The sequence below is a fragment of the Vibrio rubrogenes genome (assembly GCF_059641415.1).
Genome location: NZ_JCARSY010000005.1, coordinates 32,639 through 50,019, shown reverse-complemented (window position 1 = coordinate 50,019; position 17,381 = coordinate 32,639). Strand labels below are relative to the sequence as shown.

Below are 17,381 nucleotides of genomic sequence, written 5' to 3'. Positions count from 1 at the left end.
TAGAAATTCGAAATCATCGACTTATATCAAAATTTGATATGAAAAGATAATAAGAATTGATTTTTGTTATATGAAATCAGATGAATCATCGTGATATACAGAAAAAAGACGCGCTCACTGCACGTCTTTTTCATTTAAGAAATCGCTAAAAACAGACTTAACTCAAGAGTAAACTGTCATCAGCCAATGTCTCACCTCTGACTTTTGAAAACATATCCAGCAAATCCGGGACATCCATATGTTGCCGCTGCTCTCCGGAGACATCGAGGACAATCTCTCCCTGATGGAGCATCACCGTCCGGTCACCACAAGCCAGTGCATCTTTCATCGAATGGGTCACCATCATCACCGTCAGATTGAACTCTTTCACAATTTTATTGGTTAGGTCGATAATAAATGCTGCCATTCGTGGATCCAGCGCAGCCGTATGTTCATCCAATAGGAGTAACTTACTCTCAGCAAGCGTCGCCATTACCAGACTCACGGCCTGCCGCTGTCCGCCGGATAACAGACCGATGCTGTCACCGAGACGATCTTCCAGCCCCAATCCCAAAATACTGATACGCTCCTGAAACAGCTGGCGACGTTTGGAAGAGAGTGCATGTTTCCAACTGCGACGGCTCCCGCGCTTGTAAGCCAGCGCCATATTTTCCTCGATGGTCAGCGAGCCACAGGTTCCCGCGAGTGGATCCTGAAACACACGCGCACAGAAATTAGCACGCTGATCAACACTCCGCCGTGTCACATCGATATCATCAATCAACACCTTGCCACCAACCATCGGTGTTTCACCCGTCACAGCGCCCAGTAGCGTTGATTTCCCGGCACCATTTGAACCAATCACCGTCAGAAACTGATGTTCAGGCACTGTCAAAGAAACGCCTTTCAAAGCACGGTTCTCAAGAATGGTTCCCGGGTTGAAAGTTACTTGTATATTTTCCAGCCGAATCATGCTGCACCTCCGGCCCGGTTAGCTTTCATTTTCTTCTTCATACGCGGCATGATCAGCGCAATTGCTACTAATACAGCCGTGACAAGATTTAAGTCCGAAGCTTGCAGACCAAACATGCCTGAGCTTAGTGCAAATGCAACAGCAAGACGGTAAAGCACAGAACCAAGAATCACCGCGACCACGGCAACCCAGATGCGTCTTCCGGGAATTAACGTTTGTCCCAGGATCACAGCTGCCAACCCAACGACAATGGTTCCGACACCGGAGGTAACATCAGCAAAACTGTTGGTCTGGGCGAATAATGCTCCGGCAAAACCGACAAAACCATTCGACAGCGCCAAGCCAAAATAAGTATAAAATGCGGTACTGCCACCTTGGGCTGCCACCATCCGTGCATTCACGCCCGTAGCTCGCAGACCGAGACCAAAATCACTATTCAGCAGACGAATAATAAAGAAAGCGGATAATAATACCAACACACCAACAACCAACGGACGGATATACATGGGATCCCCCATTGCTTCAAATGGTGTCAAAATCGTATCTTCACCAATCAGCGCCAGATTCGGACGTCCCATAATGCGAATATTGATTGAAAACGCGGCAATCATAGTCAGGATCGAGGCCAGCAAGTTTAAGATACCGAACCGAACCGTGAGAAAAGCGGTCACCCAACCAGTCATAGCACCGGCAATCATCGCTAACCCGGTTGCGATCCATGGATTAATCCCTGCGACAATCGCTGTTGCAGCAACTGCGGCTCCCATCGGAAAACTGCCATCCACACTTAGATCCGGAAAATCAAGCACTCGAAATGTTAAATAAACCCCAAGTGCAACCAATCCATAAATTAGCCCTATCTCCAGAGCTCCAAAAAAGGCAAAAGCAGACATTCTGTACTCCCTTTCTGCTTATTCATTTCGGGCTGGTCAGCCAGCCCGTTTATTGTTGTGATTATTTAATACTGGTTGCACGATCCAGAATAGATTGAGGAATCTTGAAGCCCAGCTTATCTGCAACAGTTTTATTCACCACCAGATCTGAGCCTTTTGCGACAGTGACATCAATATCACCCGGCTTTTTGCCGTTCAGAATCTCAGCGACATAATTAGCTGTCTGCATACCAATTTGATAGTAATCAAAGCCAAGGCTTGCAATCGCGCCGCGATCAACATAGGAGGTTGCAGCGCCAAAAACAGGCGTTTTCGCCTGATTGGCAGCTACAATCATCCCTTCAATGGCACTGGCAACCGTATTATCGATTAAGGCATAGATAATGTCAGATTTCTCAACAATACTTTGCGTTGCAGACTGAACATCGGCGCTTTTCAGGGCCGTTGCTTCAACAAGTTTTAGACCATTTTCTTTGACACTCTGCTTGAGAAGATCGATCAAACTGACAGCATTCGCTTCTCCGGGATTGTAGACAACACCAATGGTTTTGACATTCGGCATCAATTCTTTAATCAGCTCGACATGCTGTTTGACAGGAGATAAATCGGATAGACCCGTAACATTTCCTCCCGGATGCTGCATGGTTTTAACCAGCTTCGCACCAATAGGATCAGTGACCGCAGTAAAAACGATTGGAATAGAACGGGTTGCGGAAACTAAAGCCTGAGCAGTTGGGGTGGCGATACCGACCAGAACATCCGGACGCTCTCCGACGAACTGTCTGGCGATCTGTACGGCTATCGCTGGGTTTCCTTGTGCGGTCTTATATTCAAAATCTAGATTTTTTCCTTCAATATATCCTTTCGCTTTTAATCCATCCAAAAGCCCCTGACGGGTCGCATCCAGAGCTGGGTGTTCAACGATCTGTGACACAGCGACTTTTGCCGTTTTTGCCATAATATTGGTTGAGGAAATGAGCGCCGCTCCGGCCAGAACAGCGGTTGCTACAAGTTTTCCTGCTTTCATCGTGACTCCTTAAATCTAAGGCATTAAATTTTAATGTTGTGTTTAATGTTGTGTTTAATGTATTTGACTTGTTATTACTGCGTTACAGACTGCAATGAACAACATTATTACCAGCAAGTTACAGTAAAGGGAAGCGTGATTTATACCTTCGTTCACTCAGAAGAATAAATAGTGATAGATATATACATAAATCACAATCAGGCAGGGTGCAAATATTAAATAGATTTCATAGCCTTTAACAAAAGACTATGAAATAGAAGACATGTCGATGGGCAGAAATTAAAACCAGCGATCAAGCGCCGATTTATCCAACTGGCGAAATGCTTTATTGAGTACTAGTGCTAACTCTTTATATCTGGGTTTTGCTTTTAGTGGCTCTAACGCAAAACCAGTCTCGACAATCTTTTGATGTAGCTCGCGATACCATCCAGCCAGAGAAGGTGGTAATCGTGTGTTGGCTCGATTGCCTAACCACCATATCCCCTGTAAGGGAAGACTGATCGCAAACAGAGCAATGACAATCGCTTGGGGCATGGCTCCGATGTTGTGAAAAACCATTTGGGTCAACACACTAATCGCCGCTACTGCTGGCATGACCTTCACCGCAAAACGAGTCGCTTTAATGATCCGTTGCTCAGGGAACATCGGGGCTAACTCTTTGCGCATTGGCCAGATATCCATGTACTTTTGCCCATCTCTCAGATTATGGATCAATCCTGCGTTATGGCTCATTGGCATTTCTCACTCACTGGCAGACAAACTATAAGAATAATTGAAATCTTCAACTAATCCCGTAAAATCTTGTCCAAAATTAATATTTGTTCAAATTTTTTTGTTATAATGGCCGAACATCGCTATCCTTTGCGCGCCTTATTATCATTGTTGCCTTGATTTGTCATTTAAGCAACTTTGAAACTTACTTTAGGCGATAATAAAACGTGTAACCTTTAAGTCAATCACGATAGGTAGACGTAAGTTGATGTTTGTTTGACCAAGATTAGTTTATGACCCGATTTGTCATATTACTCTTGGAACCGATTTTTATCTAAACCGATTATACAGGTAGTTACTCATGTCAAAGCTAGTTTTAGTTTTAAACTGCGGTAGTTCTTCTCTTAAGTTCGCGATCGTTGATGCAGAAAATGGTAATGAGCATCTCACAGGTCTTGCTGAATGTCTCCACCTCCCAGAAGCTCGAATCAAATGGAAATTGGATGGTAAGCATGAAGCACAACTAGGAAATGGTGCTGCCCATGAAGAAGCTTTAGCTTTTATCGTTGAAACCATTCTCGCGTCTAAACCTGAACTGGCAGACAATCTGGCAGCGATCGGTCACCGAATTGTTCATGGCGGTGAACAGTTTACTCAATCTGCTTTGATTGATGATTCTGTCTTAAAAGGCATTGAAGAAGCAGCTACATTTGCACCGCTGCATAACCCTGCCCATGTTATCGGTATTAAAGCCGCACAGCATGCATTCCCAAGTCTGAAAAATGTAGCCGTATTTGATACAGCTTTCCATCAGACGATGCCGGAAGAAGCATTTTTATATGCACTGCCATACAAACTCTATAAAGAGCACGGCATCCGTCGCTATGGAATGCACGGCACATCTCACCTGTTTATCGCGCGTGAAGCTGCGGAGCGTTTGGGTAAACAGACAAATCAACTGAACATCATCAACTGCCACTTAGGTAATGGTGCTTCTGTTTGTGCGATCAAAAACGGTCAATCCGTCGATACTTCTATGGGTCTGACTCCACTGGAAGGTCTTGTGATGGGCACACGTTGTGGTGATATCGACCCGGCCATTATCTTCCATTTGCATGATGCGCTCGGCTACTCAGTGAAAGATATCAACACCATGCTGACGAAAGAGTCCGGGTTACAAGGTCTGACTGAAGTCACTTCTGACTGCCGTTACGTTGAAGATAACTACGGCACAAAAGAAGATGCAACACGTGCAATGGATGTATTCTGCCATCGTCTGGCAAAATACGTTGCAGGTTACACCGCAAGTATGGATGGTCGTTTAGACGCCATCGTATTTACCGGTGGTATCGGTGAAAACTCAGCGCCTATTCGTGAGATGGTGTTGAATCGTTTAAGTATTTTCGGTATTCAGGTGAACCAAGAAGCAAACCTGAAAGCCCGCTTCGGTGGTGAAGGTACAATCACGACTGAAGATAGTCGAATTCCTGCCATGGTCATCTCTACCAATGAAGAGTTGGTCATCGCTGAAGACACTGCAAAACTCGCAGGTCTGTAATGACACACTGGCTAACTCGATGAGTTAGCCAGTTTTGTTCTGGGGCTTAACAATTTCTATCCGTTAAGCTTTGTTCCTTTCTGCAAGCAAATTTTCATTTGTATTGCAATCGATAGCTAAAGGTACTCTACTCATGTCTCGTACTATTATGCTGATCCCTATCAGTGCCGGTGTTGGTTTAACCAGTGTCAGTCTTGGGGTAATCCGCGCGATGGAGCGCAAAGGTGTTAAGGTCTCTTTTTTCAAGCCAATAGCCCAGCCTCGTCACGGCGGAGACCAACCGGATCTGACTTCAGCAATTTTAAGTTCAAGCAGCGATATCAAAATCGCTGAACCCATGCAGATGTCAAAGGTTGAGACACTGATTGGTAGTGAACAGATGGATGTTCTCCTTGAGACCATCGTGGAAAGATACAATCAAGTGAACAAGGATTCCGAAGTCACTCTGATAGAAGGTCTTGTCCCAACACGGAAACATCCGTTCGCCAATCAAGTCAATGCAGAAGTTGCCAAAACCCTTGGTGCTGAAATTGTCTTTGTCGCCACTCCGGGAACAAACAATCCAACACAGTTGAAAGAACGGATTGAAGTCGCCTGTTCAAACTTCGGTGGCACGAAGAATAACAACATTTCTGGTGTTATCATTAACAAACTCAATGCTCCTGTTGATGAAGACGGCCGCACCCGACCAGATTTGTCTGAAATTTTTGATGATAGTGACCAAGCAAAACAGACTAATCTTGAAGTCATGCAAATCTTCAACTCCAGTCCGATTCGAGTGCTGGGTTGCGTACCATGGCGTATTGATCTGATTGCAACACGTGCCATTGATATGGCAAAACACCTGAATGCAGAAATCATTAACGAAGGTGAAATCAACACACGCCGGATCAGAAGTATTACGTTCTGTGCCCGCTCACTACCGAATATGATTGAGCATTTCAAACCCGGCTCGCTACTGGTGACGTCAGCAGATCGCCCTGACGTGATGGTTGCAGCAGCATTGGCTGCCATGAACGGGGTTGATATCGGCGCTGTTCTCCTGACTGGTGGTTATGATATGCCAGAGACGATCATGAATCTGTGTCGTCCGGCATTTGAATCAGGCCTGCCGATCTTTAAAGCGCAGGGTAACACTTGGCAAACGTCGCTGAACTTACAGAGTTTCAGCCTCGAAGTACCGGCAGATGACAAAGAACGGATCGAATTCGTCAATGAACATGTTGCCAGCCATATCGACGGACCATGGATCGATTCCCTGACTGAAGGCACACAAGGTATTCGTCGTCTCAGCCCGCCAGCTTTCCGTTATCAGCTCACCGAATTTGCACGTCGTGCGAACAAACGCATTGTGCTGCCTGAAGGTGATGAACCTCGCACCGTCAAAGCAGCATCTATTTGTGCTGAGCGCGGCATTGCAGAGTGTGTTCTGCTGGGTAACCCGGAAGAGATCAAGCGCGTCGCCATCCAACAAGGTGTTGAGTTGGGTACAGGTATCACTATCATCAACCCGAGTGATGCGCGTGAACAGTATGTCGAGCGTCTGGTTGAACTGCGTAAGAACAAAGGCATGACCGAAGTAGTCGCCAGAGAACAACTGCAAGATACTGTGGTTCTCGGAACAATGATGCTGGAGAAAGGTGAAGTTGACGGCTTGGTTTCCGGAGCTGTACATACAACGGCTAATACCATCCGCCCACCACTTCAGTTGATTAAGACTGCACCGAATGCTTCGCTCGTGTCTTCAATTTTCTTCATGTTGCTTCCGGATCAGGTTCTGGTTTATGGCGACTGTGCCATCAACCCGGATCCAAATTCAGAACAACTGGCTGAAATTGCCATTCAATCCGCTGATTCAGCCGCTGCGTTCGGTATTGAGCCACGTGTCGCAATGATTTCTTACTCGACAGGAACTTCTGGTCAGGGTGCGGATGTTGATAAAGTTCGTGAAGCAACTCGCATCGCACAAGAAAAACGGCCTGATTTAATCATTGATGGTCCGCTTCAGTACGATGCCGCAATCATGGAAAACGTTGCCGCCTCGAAAGCACCGAACTCACCGGTTGCCGGTAAAGCAACAGTATTTGTTTTCCCCGATCTGAACACCGGTAATACCACCTACAAAGCAGTACAGCGCTCTGCGGATCTGGTCTCTATCGGTCCAATGCTGCAAGGAATGCGTAAACCTGTCAACGATCTGTCTCGGGGTGCACTGGTAGACGATATTGTTTACACCATCGCTCTGACAGCAATTCAGGCAAGCCAAGAGTAGAAATAATCTCTGATTCGTAAAACAAAAGCCCTCACTTCAAAATGAAGTGAGGGCTTTTTACATAACCATTCATGCCACATTCATACGAGCCAGTGATCGATGCTGCCCTTAAATGAGATGCGTTCTGCCATGTGGAGAAAGCAGATCCAACTCAGGACCAACGGGAACCACCTGAGTCGGATTAATCCCTGTATGGCTGAAGTAATAGTGCCGCTTAATATGATAAAAATCTGTCGTGTCTTGGATACCCGGTACTTGGTACAACTCTCTCAGATAACCGGATAAATGCTTGTAATCTGCAATGCGTCTTTTATTACATTTGAAATGTCCGACATAGACAGCATCAAAACGAATCAATGTGGTAAATAACCGCCAATCGGCTTCGGTCAATTGGTTACCAACCAGATAACGGCTACCGGCAAGATGTGCATCGATCTTATCCAATTCATCAAATAACAATTCATATGCTTCTTCATAAGCATCTTGAGTGGTCGCAAATCCACAGCGGTAGACACCATTATTCACATTCGGATAGATTCGGTCATTCCACTGATCAATCGCTGCTTGTAATGCTTTAGGATAGAAATCCAGCGAATTCCCCGTCAGGTGGTTAAATTCACTATTAAACATCCGGATAATCTCAGACGACTCATTACTCACAATAGTATTGGTCTTTTTATCCCAAAGCACAGGAACAGTGACCCGACCGGTATAATCCGGTTTTGCCCGCGTATAGATCTGATGAAGACGGGTATGACCGAATAACGGCTCAGGAATCCCGAATGTCCACCCTTCAGACATCATATCCGGACAGACAATCGTGACATCAATATGGTCATTCAACGCTTTCAGCTGACGGAAAATCAGGGTGCGATGAGCCCACGGGCAAGCAAGAGAGACATAGAGATGGTAACGTCCGGATTCTGGCTGAAACGCGGCATCAGGATCATGCCTGACCCAATGACGAAACCCTGCGTCCTCACGAACAAAACGCCCTTGCTGGCTCTTTGTATCGTACCAAACATCATGCCATGTACCTTCAATAAGCTTTCCCATAAATCCCCCTTATCTCTGTGTAAGTGGATTATAGGAAAATACAACCAGATTCAACACTCACCATCTCTGGCTTTCATATTCAAATAATTCGAATAACCCAATATATGACTGCTTACATGTCCATAATATGAATGAAAAATAAACCATTAATCATATAAGCATATTAATCACATCACTTAAAAACACATGAAATAATAGATTAAACAGCACAATTAAATATAAAAATACTGATTTAAAATGGCATGATAATAATAAAAAATCACATATAAAAGTAATAAAATAATGATTAAACAATTAGAAAACCCAACTAAACTATCCATAGAAATAACCTTGGCACTGCTCTGAGCATTTGCTAAACAAACGAGCGGACAAGGTATCCAGACAACACTGTAAAGCCACTACAAGATATTGATAATTATGAATAATATAATGATATCATTGTCATAATAATACGTGATAAAATTGATATATTCAGGTAAAATAATTATCGAAAAATACACAGGAGACATCACAGTGAATACGATATGGTTAACCGGAGATGCTGTCGTTGATTTAATCCCTGACGGAGAATCTCATTATTTAAGATGCCCGGGAGGTGCACCAGCAAATGTCGCTGTTGCTATTGCTCGTTTAGGTGGAAAAAGTGCATTTTTTGGTCGCGTCGGTTTTGACCCGATGGGTAAATTTATGCAACAAACATTGACTGAAGAATCGGTCAATACCGATTATTTATCTCTTGATAAAGCGCAGCGAACTTCCACAGTCGTCGTTGATTTAGATGATCACGGTGAACGTAGTTTTACATTTATGGTAAAACCGAGTGCCGATCAATTTTTAACCACTGATGATATCCCGCATTTTCAACCCAATGAGTGGTTGCATGTGTGCTCTATTGCGCTGGCAAACGAACCCAGTCGAAGTTCAACACTCACAGCGATTCAACAGATCAAACAAGCTGGCGGCTCATTCAGTTTTGATCCAAATCTGAGAGAAGAAGTCTGGTCAAATCCTGAAGAGATGATTCCCACCGTGATGCAAGTGGTTCGTCATGCGGATGTAGTCAAATTCTCCGCAGAAGAACTGACTTTACTGACGGGGACTGAAACGATTGAAGCCGGTTTGGAAATGTTGGCTGAATTCTCTATCCCTTTGATTGTCATCACATTAGGTGCTGAAGGCACACTTGTTGTCAGTCAAGGTGAACAACTCAAAGTACCGAGTCGTCAAGTCAATGTCGTTGATACCACTGGGGCGGGCGATGCATTCGTTGGTGGTATGCTCTGCCGTTTATCTGAATTTGAACAATGGAAAAACCGAGCAACGATCATTGATGCGGTGACATGGGGTAATTGCTGCGGAGGTCTGGCAACCACACAAAAAGGGGCAATGACCGCTCTGCCTCATCGCCATAAATTACTCGAACTCATTACCGGTTAATGTACTTCAGATAAAAAACGGGTGAAGCTACTGCTTCACCCGTCCCTAACAAGATGCTATGAACGGTAAGGCGCTGCTGGCGCATGAAGTTCGTAAACCTGTAAATTCACTGTGGCATCTTTTACGGACAGTCGTGTGGCTGACTCGGGCGTAAAGATCCGGGCCGTCATCACGGCTTCTCCATGATTGATGAATATTTCCAGTGACGAATTATCAGCCAAAATCTGCAACGCAACGCTACCGGAGGATAGTTCAACTTCACGAACAGTATCCCCCTCTTCAATCTGAGTATTTGTACGATCAAGCAGTAAACGATGTTTAATCGGATCAAGATAAATCTCAACATAGTACTGCTCATCTTCAAATAAACGAAGCCGGCTGCCCCACTCGAGTTCTGCAAACAGTTCAAACGTTTTGGTATTGAGATCGACAGTATCATTGTCTAACCGGATATCACGTAATTCGCCCCGCAGGTCTGCTAATTCCCGTAACGGATGCTGGACAATCTTGCCACCGACGAATTCAAGTTCACGCAATGCAGTGAGCTGGTGAATCCAACCAGAACGACAAGTCGGATGCTTTAATTCATCCGGTAACCCCATCCAACCACACATCACTCGACGGCCATCTGGCGTCTCCATACTCTGCGGTGCATAAAAATCAAAACCATAATCGAGAACCTGCAATTTCGAAATTGAGATTTCATCTTGCTCATTGAATGACACCTGAGCGATTCGATTCTGGTGCGGCACTGTATTCAGTGCACTTTCGGATTGAATACCTTGCGGTGCAAAGACAAAACAATCTTGGCCATTCAAACTGAAAATGTCCGGGCATTCCCACATATAACCAAAATCACCAAGTTCATGACCATACAGATTATCAAACTGCCAATCACGGAGATCTTCGGAATGGTAGACCGCTAAACGACCTTGCATTGCTGTGGTTTGTGTTCCGAGAAACATCATCCACTTACCATTTCGGTAAATCACCTTCGGATCTCGTGTGTGCTCAGTTACACCCGGTGGTAATTCCCGAATCACAGGACCAATTTTATGCAGCGGTTTTCCCGCTTGTGAGATCGCAGCACACTGCATTGTTTGACGATAACGTTCTTCGCCCAGCCTGACATTACCCGTGTAAAATACCATTAACTCCTGATCCAGACTGACTGCATGGCCAGAATAAACGCCATGACTATCAAACCAGTCTGACGGTGTCAGTGCCACATCATCCCATCGCCAATTCAGTAAGTCGTCACTCAGCGTATGAACCCAATACTTATCCGTATGAGCACAACCAACCGGAGACCACTGATAAAATAAATGGTACTGCCCGTCATGGAAGATAAATCCATTTGGGTCATTTAATAACCCGCGAGGGGGAGCGATATGCCAAGACGGCCGATAATGACAGGCAACCGGTTGTGCCAAATCAATCAGTTGTGTCCTTTGATGAGCTTCGATGGATCTTCCCAGACGGAATAAAGCCTCTTCATTCACGGTCTCATTAGATAGAGCGGTGAGATGCCATTCTTCTAAGACTTTTTCAAGAACGACATCAGTTGGCAAGTCCTTAATTGCATCCGGATTTCGGACAGCAAGAGAAACATGATGTTGTGGCAACAGAGCCCGGTAGATATTACTGACTCCGCCAGCCAACTCGATGAGGTCTTCTAAGCACATGTATCGATAATCCTATATTTCTGGGAACGTTCTCAAAATATAGATCTATTCGAAAAATGCAAGAGAACGCGACTCATTGGTCATACCAAATTCATATTATGTGAACGTTGGCACAACTCTTTAATACTCAACATGTTTCACGTTCAATATTCTCGAAGGTCAGTACCACTTTGCTCATTTCTTTGCCACGCCCTTCAATTCGGTCTAACAGCATTTTCGCTGCATTTTCTCCGGCCTTGCCGAAGGCGTAATTAAACGTGGAAAGCGATGGGTTACTGATATACGCCAACTCATCGTTACCAACCCCCAACACTTTCACCTGCTCTCCGACAGAGATCCCCATCTCTCTTAGGGCTTTAATCGCCCCGACTGCGATTCTGTCCGTCGCACAGAACAGCCCGTCAGTTGCCGGATATGTCTGTAAGAATTCACGCGCCAGCCGGTAACCGGATTCAATCGAGAAGTCACCATGGGCATGAAAAATCACTTGTAGTTCATGCATTTGCAGTGATTTACTCAAGCCTTGAGACCGGAGCTCATCTACAGCAAGGTCATCTGTTTGTACGCCAATAAACCCAATTTGCTGACACCCTTGTGCGATTAAACGCCGTCCGGCTTCATAGCCAACGCGAAAATCATCATGAATAATACTGGGAATATCGTATAAGGAGCCATCCTGACCGATGAGTACCACAGGTACGGATGACTGTTGAATGGCTTTGATCAGTGGCATATCCAGATGCGTCGCGAAAAACACAATACCTTCAACCCGTTTCTGATTAAAAATCTGGATATACTCAAGCTCTTTACTATGATTCTGGTGGGTATTAGCCAGCAGAACATGTTTTCCTGCTGGCTCAAAAATAGCCGTCAAGCCATCGACACCCTGTGCAGCTGCGTGTGATGAGACCCTCGGTACAATAACACCGATAAGATTCGTTTTCTGGGATTTTAAATCTTTTGCGACCTGATTGACAACATAACCACATTGAGAAACAGCTTCTAATACTTTGATTTTAGTCGCCTCTTTCACGCCATATTCATTATTAATCACACGCGAAACTGTTGATTTTGAAACACCAGCTAACCTTGCGACATCATGTAAACTCGCCATTCCGCTTCCTTATAACTTTGGAATCAATTGCAATCATACCCAGGTGGCTACAAAAAACTGGGATATACTGAGGATAAAGTGTCATCGTCAGTCGTGACAACGTGATTTTACCCTTGTTTTCATCATAATTCGTCGTTCCATTAGCGATCTGACTCACAGAATAGTCCACATGGTTTTGACCATTTGTTAATTATTGACAAAAATCCGAATTGCAAACGTTCCCAAAACATAAAATTATCTGTACACAGAAATATAATCCAATAACAGAATCGGAGTAAGTTATGGACTATCCAGTCATCGCGAAACAGCTGCTAGAGCATCTGGGTGGCAAACAAAACATCCAAGCATTAGCACATTGTGCAACTCGTTTAAGATTAGCACTTAAAGACGAATCCGTGGTTAATGAAGATGCAATTAGTGAAATAGAAGGTGTCAAAGGTCAATTCAAAGTCGCAGGGCAATACCAGATCATTTTTGGTTCAGGGATTGTCAATCAAGTGTATGCAGCTATGTCAGAAGCAACCGGAATAGCTGATATGTCAACCAATGATGTTGCACAAGCCGGTGCCCAAAAACAGAATATTGTCCAGCGTGCCGTAAAAGGTCTGTCTGACATTTTCGTCCCCATTATTCCTGCGATTGTTGCCGGTGGTTTATTGATGGGGATATTTAATGTCCTCACTGCCAAGGGTCTATTCATTGATGGTCAGTCCCTGATTGACGCCAATCCAGGGCTGGCTGACCTTGCCAGCATGATCAATACTTTTGCCAATGCCCCATTTGTTTATTTACCAATCTTACTGGCGTTCTCCGCAACCAAAAAATTCGGTGGCAACCCATTTCTCGGTGCCGCACTCGGGATGCTGATGGTTCACCCGGATTTACTCAATGGTTGGGGATTTGGTAGTGCATCCGTCCACGGTACAATCCCGTCATGGAATATTTTAGGCTTCGAGATTCAGAAAGTCGGCTACCAAGGTTCGGTACTACCGGTTCTTGTGTGTGCATTCATTCTGGCGAAGATTGAAATTAACCTGCGGAAGGTGGTTCCTTCGGTTCTGGATAATCTGCTTACACCGCTACTGTCGCTGTTTATTACTGGCTTCCTCACTTTTACAGTGGTCGGCCCGTTCACACGAGATTTAGGTTTCTTATTAGGTGATGGTCTGAACTGGTTATACGAATCAGTAGGTTTCATCGGTGGGGCTATATTCGGCTTGATCTATGCGCCTTTCGTGATTACCGGTATGCATCACAGTTTCATTGCGATCGAAACACAACTTCTGGCTGATGTTGCAGTCACAGGCGGTACATTTATCTTCCCAATTGCCGCGATGTCCAACGTTGCTCAGGGGGCTGCATCTCTCGCTGTCGGAATGATGACCCGAGATCAAAAACTCAAAGGAATTGCCATCCCATCGGGGATTACAGCACTGCTCGGTATCACAGAACCAGCGATGTTCGGTGTTAACTTAAAAATGCGTTATCCCTTCATTGCAGCAATCACCGGTTCAGCGATCGCCAGTGCTTTCATTACCTTTTTCCATGTCAAAGCACATGCACTGGGAGCAGCAGGGTTACCGGGAATTATTTCCATTAATCCGGCAAAACTCAGCTATTATATAATCGGTATGGTAATTTCGTTTATCACTGCTTTCGGATTAACTTATGCTCTCGGTGTGAGAAATAAAGCAAAACAGCAGGCCAAGGCTGTAGCTTAACATACTCTCACCTACCCCCGAGCCCATCATTGATGGGCTTTTTTTCAGCCTCTCGTTGCTCAAACTTACTCATTATCTTGCTCAACAGCGGTGAAACTAATATATACGTCTCTCCCGGTAGCCAGCTCTTCAACATGATAAGGCCACTGATAATGTTCGATAATACAGCTGGTTAGTTGCAACCCTAAGCCGAACCCGAGGCTTTCGTCCGTTTCACCAATGGCACTGTAATTTCTAATTTTAACCGTCTGTCCTAGCTGAACAATTTCTACCTGACCATGATAAGTATGCTGAAAGGCATTTCTGATCAGGTTCCCCAACACAATTCTGACCATACCCAAAGGCAATTGATAACTAGCGGGCTCAGTTTCGATAACAATATCAATCTCTTTATCACGAACCAGGTAATCCAGTTCATAACGGATCTGATGAACTAATTTTTCCAGATCCACAGGTTCAGTCGATAGATTGTCAAACTTGCCCCGATTCAACCAAAGCAGTGTTTCACATAATTCGGTCATAGTCATGCCTGCCCGAAGAATCCGATCCAGCACTTCCTGCTGCTTTTCTTCGGTTCCCTCTTTTTGCAGAAGACGTTTCATCAACTGACTATTACTTCGGACCACCGAGATAGGTGTTCTCAGCTCATGGCTGGCATGAGACAAAAATTGTTTCTCTCGATTCAGAGCCGTTTGTACTGACTGCAAACTTGAATGAATAATTTCAGCCAGATTATTTAACTCGTTATAGTAAAAATCAGGGGCAGCACGATGAAGATTACCGGAAGAGAGTTTTCTAGCCCAATCGATAAGACGCTCAACCGGAATGGCAATCCGATGCAATAATACCACCATAATCAAAGCAAAGAGGGTAATCGCAATAATGGCGTAAATCACAATACGCAGATAATAATTGATATCCGTATTATTTTGTTGAAGATGAGAAACGATATCGGTAAAAACCCAAGAGAGATAGAACGTCCCTTTCGATGCATCGTCATAACGTAATACAAAAGCAGTTGTGGTCGGAATATCAAACCAGTTATCCTGCTCCACATATTTGCCAAAAGCCTGATGTGTCTGCAATTTTGGGATATGCTTCCTCACAAGCTCAGGGGTATCTTCCCATCGTTGATAAACAACAAACCCCTTTAAGTTATTCGGTTGCATTTCTGAACTCGCGATTTCTCGTGCCATCTGAGTCATACTGTAGCGGATGATCATATCAGAACCTTGGATAAAGAAGCTTGTAGCTAAGGTAGAAAACACAAGCACCATCAATGCTCCGACTGAAATTACAGCAAACAAAAAATAGATTTTCAGACTACGACGAATTTGCATATCAATCTTCCGCGGGTTTGATAGCAAAACCAAAACTGGGAACGGTATGGATCAGCGGTTTGAAACCTTCTTTATTGATCTGTTTGCGCAGATTGAAAATATGCACTTTTAAACTATTGCTATCGGGTTGTTCACTGCCCCAAACCGTCTGGATAAGTTTTTCCCGAGAAACAGTCGAGGGAGAGTCACGCATCAGAGTTTCCAGAATTTTGGTCGCGATCGGAGAAAGCTTCAGTAACTCACCGGCCCGGCGAACTTCTTTGCCAGCCAAATCTAACTCCAGATCTTCAACAACCAGTTTGGAAACCTGTCCGCTCTTTCTTTTCGATAAGACTTTCACCCGTGCGATCAACTCCTCCATCTCAAACGGCTTCACCAGATAGTCATCTGCACCTTTCGAAAATCCTCGTAGTTTATCGTCAAGCGTATCCTTTGCGGTCAACATTAGAATCGGGAATTGAATGCCTTGAGAACGCACCCGTTCACAAACAATCAGCCCCTCTATTTTAGGTAGGTTTAAATCCAGCACAATCACATCATATGTATGGCTGGTGATAAGATTGTAGCCAATCTGCCCATCGGCTGCATAATCCGCTTCAATTTCCTCAAGCGCCATGTAATCGATGATAGCCGTCGCCAAATCTAAATCATCTTCGACAAGTAATACTTTCAGCATCTGAAATTCTGACCACCCTCTTGCCCGCAATTCTTACCTAACTGCCAAATTATCATTCTGTGCATACTCAGGCCACATGTGTCAATATCCACATGCAATGTAATAAAATTTTGGTTAAGAGTCGGTTAACTTCATCAAGAAGCTGTATATTATGCTGCTACGCGATTTACACGCCCTGAGCGTAATGTCCGGACAAAAGGAGTCCCCTGCTGGTCATGGGTCACTTCAGCATCCACACCATACACATCTCGAATCAATTGCGGAGTTAATACAGTTTGTGGACATCCTTGCGCAACAATCTTGCCTTGTTTCAGAACCAGCAAATGATCTGCGTATTGTGCGGCCAGATTCAAATCATGCAGCACCATCAGAGTCACCCAGCGCTGACTTTCCGTCCGTTCAACTAGGTGATCCAGCAAGACATGTTGAAAATGGAGATCCAATGCACTCACCGGTTCATCTAACATTAAAATCTCAGGGCGACGCATCAATGCCTGCGCAAATAAAATCATCTGACATTGCCCGCCACTCAGCGTCCGGACATCCCGGTTAGCCAGATGTAATAATCCAATTTGCTTCAATGCCGTCAGCGCTTCTTCCAGCATTTGATCATCAACCCGCAAACTCAATGCATCCAACTGGCCGAGTAAAACCACTTCTATCACTGTCAGGCTGACATCAAGCCGGATATCCTGTGGCATATAACCAAACTGCTGACGCCAGGCTGCAATTTTCTTAGGCTGGAGTAATTGGTCGCCAAAAACAATTTCTCCGGATTGGGGGCGAATATCGCCAAACAAGGTTTTCAGCAAGGTGCTTTTCCCTGTGCCATTCGGGCCAATGATGACGCTTACTTTGCCGGGCTGAAGGCTGAAACCCATTTGATCAGCCAAGGTTAGCCCATCAATACTCAAATTTAAGTCAGTCACATGCAGCATT

14 protein-coding genes are annotated in these 17,381 nt (G+C 44.7%); 4 read left to right on the top strand and 10 right to left on the bottom strand.

All coding sequences use genetic code 11. From position 1 onward, the window contains the following. Positions 1–157: 157 nt before the first annotated feature. The 4 genes from AC55NX_RS05530 to yfbV all read right to left on the bottom strand — a co-directional run bounded on the left by AC55NX_RS05530 (position 158) and on the right by yfbV (position 3,604). On the bottom strand, positions 158–952 hold the full coding sequence (locus AC55NX_RS05530; RefSeq protein WP_077333601.1) for an ABC transporter ATP-binding protein: 795 nt from the start codon (positions 950–952) through the stop codon (positions 158–160). Continuing rightward, entirely contained in the window at positions 949–1,845 is an 897-nt protein-coding gene (locus AC55NX_RS05525) for an ABC transporter permease (protein ID WP_077333599.1), read from the bottom strand. The genes AC55NX_RS05530 and AC55NX_RS05525 overlap by 4 nt, the downstream gene beginning before the upstream one ends. 61 nt (positions 1,846–1,906) lie before the next feature. Continuing rightward, positions 1,907–2,872 (bottom strand): ABC transporter substrate-binding protein, encoded by a 966-nt coding sequence (locus AC55NX_RS05520; RefSeq protein WP_496994840.1) that lies wholly within the window; start codon positions 2,870–2,872, stop codon positions 1,907–1,909. A 279-nt stretch (positions 2,873–3,151) separates the two neighbouring features. Further along, entirely contained in the window at positions 3,152–3,604 is a 453-nt protein-coding gene (yfbV, locus tag AC55NX_RS05515; protein ID WP_038179652.1) for a terminus macrodomain insulation protein YfbV, read from the bottom strand. Between the two features lie 340 nt (positions 3,605–3,944). On the opposite strand from yfbV, the gene AC55NX_RS05510 reads away from it, so the two are divergent. Both AC55NX_RS05510 and pta read left to right on the top strand, forming a co-directional pair. Beyond that, positions 3,945–5,141, top strand: a complete 1,197-nt coding sequence (locus AC55NX_RS05510; protein WP_496994839.1) for an acetate kinase — start codon at positions 3,945–3,947, stop codon at positions 5,139–5,141. A 133-nt stretch (positions 5,142–5,274) separates the two neighbouring features. Next, on the top strand, positions 5,275–7,413 hold the full coding sequence (gene pta / locus AC55NX_RS05505) for a phosphate acetyltransferase (RefSeq protein ID WP_496994838.1): 2,139 nt from the start codon (positions 5,275–5,277) through the stop codon (positions 7,411–7,413). A gap of 108 nt (positions 7,414–7,521) precedes the next feature. On the opposite strand, the gene AC55NX_RS05500 is transcribed toward pta, so the two are convergent. Further along, a complete protein-coding gene (locus tag AC55NX_RS05500; RefSeq protein WP_496994837.1) occupies positions 7,522–8,469 on the bottom strand; it encodes a glutathione S-transferase family protein in 948 nt (315 codons plus the stop codon). Between the two features lie 513 nt (positions 8,470–8,982). Between AC55NX_RS05500 and cscK the strand changes: the two genes are divergently transcribed. After that, entirely contained in the window at positions 8,983–9,906 is a 924-nt protein-coding gene (cscK, locus tag AC55NX_RS05495; protein WP_496994836.1) for a fructokinase, read from the top strand. Positions 9,907–9,962: 56 nt separating this feature from the next. Here cscK and AC55NX_RS05490 read toward each other — a convergent pair whose 3' ends face one another. Both AC55NX_RS05490 and AC55NX_RS05485 read right to left on the bottom strand, forming a co-directional pair. Then, a complete protein-coding gene (locus AC55NX_RS05490; protein ID WP_496994835.1) occupies positions 9,963–11,591 on the bottom strand; it encodes a glycoside hydrolase family 32 protein in 1,629 nt (542 codons plus the stop codon). A 127-nt stretch (positions 11,592–11,718) separates the two neighbouring features. After that, a complete protein-coding gene (locus AC55NX_RS05485; RefSeq protein ID WP_496994834.1) occupies positions 11,719–12,705 on the bottom strand; it encodes a LacI family DNA-binding transcriptional regulator in 987 nt (328 codons plus the stop codon). A gap of 281 nt (positions 12,706–12,986) precedes the next feature. Here AC55NX_RS05485 and AC55NX_RS05480 point away from each other — a divergent pair, with 281 nt between their 5' ends. Beyond that, positions 12,987–14,426, top strand: a complete 1,440-nt coding sequence (locus AC55NX_RS05480; protein WP_496994833.1) for a sucrose-specific PTS transporter subunit IIBC — start codon at positions 12,987–12,989, stop codon at positions 14,424–14,426. A 65-nt stretch (positions 14,427–14,491) separates the two neighbouring features. Here AC55NX_RS05480 and AC55NX_RS05475 read toward each other — a convergent pair whose 3' ends face one another. From AC55NX_RS05475 to AC55NX_RS05465, 3 genes are all read right to left on the bottom strand, one after another. Continuing rightward, complete coding sequence (locus AC55NX_RS05475) at positions 14,492–15,766, bottom strand: sensor histidine kinase (RefSeq protein ID WP_496994832.1); 1,275 nt, start codon at positions 15,764–15,766, stop codon at positions 14,492–14,494. A gap of 1 nt (position 15,767) precedes the next feature. Next, positions 15,768–16,442: a response regulator transcription factor gene (locus tag AC55NX_RS05470; RefSeq protein WP_496994831.1), complete on the bottom strand. Its 675-nt coding sequence runs from the start codon at positions 16,440–16,442 to the stop codon at positions 15,768–15,770. Positions 16,443–16,591: 149 nt separating this feature from the next. After that, positions 16,592–17,380 carry an ABC transporter ATP-binding protein gene (locus AC55NX_RS05465; RefSeq protein ID WP_496994830.1) on the bottom strand — a complete coding sequence of 263 codons (789 nt, stop codon included), beginning with the start codon at positions 17,378–17,380 and terminating at the stop codon, positions 16,592–16,594. Position 17,381 lies beyond the last annotated feature (1 nt).

What these genes read in the sequence shown, in the direction of transcription:
- AC55NX_RS05475 (WP_496994832.1), bottom strand. Translation starts at nt 15,766, where the DNA reads ATGCAAATTCGTCGTAGTCTGAAAATCTATTTTTTGTTTGCTGTAATT.
- pta (WP_496994838.1), top strand. Translation starts at nt 5,275, where the DNA reads ATGTCTCGTACTATTATGCTGATCCCTATCAGTGCCGGTGTTGGTTTA.
- AC55NX_RS05485 (WP_496994834.1), bottom strand. Translation starts at nt 12,705, where the DNA reads ATGGCGAGTTTACATGATGTCGCAAGGTTAGCTGGTGTTTCAAAATCA.
- AC55NX_RS05480 (WP_496994833.1), top strand. Translation starts at nt 12,987, where the DNA reads ATGGACTATCCAGTCATCGCGAAACAGCTGCTAGAGCATCTGGGTGGC.
- AC55NX_RS05510 (WP_496994839.1), top strand. Translation starts at nt 3,945, where the DNA reads ATGTCAAAGCTAGTTTTAGTTTTAAACTGCGGTAGTTCTTCTCTTAAG.
- AC55NX_RS05530 (WP_077333601.1), bottom strand. Translation starts at nt 952, where the DNA reads ATGATTCGGCTGGAAAATATACAAGTAACTTTCAACCCGGGAACCATT.
- AC55NX_RS05470 (WP_496994831.1), bottom strand. Translation starts at nt 16,442, where the DNA reads ATGCTGAAAGTATTACTTGTCGAAGATGATTTAGATTTGGCGACGGCT.
- AC55NX_RS05465 (WP_496994830.1), bottom strand. Translation starts at nt 17,380, where the DNA reads ATGCTGCATGTGACTGACTTAAATTTGAGTATTGATGGGCTAACCTTG.
- AC55NX_RS05520 (WP_496994840.1), bottom strand. Translation starts at nt 2,872, where the DNA reads ATGAAAGCAGGAAAACTTGTAGCAACCGCTGTTCTGGCCGGAGCGGCG.
- AC55NX_RS05490 (WP_496994835.1), bottom strand. Translation starts at nt 11,591, where the DNA reads ATGTGCTTAGAAGACCTCATCGAGTTGGCTGGCGGAGTCAGTAATATC.
- yfbV (WP_038179652.1), bottom strand. Translation starts at nt 3,604, where the DNA reads ATGAGCCATAACGCAGGATTGATCCATAATCTGAGAGATGGGCAAAAG.
- AC55NX_RS05500 (WP_496994837.1), bottom strand. Translation starts at nt 8,469, where the DNA reads ATGGGAAAGCTTATTGAAGGTACATGGCATGATGTTTGGTACGATACA.
- AC55NX_RS05525 (WP_077333599.1), bottom strand. Translation starts at nt 1,845, where the DNA reads ATGTCTGCTTTTGCCTTTTTTGGAGCTCTGGAGATAGGGCTAATTTAT.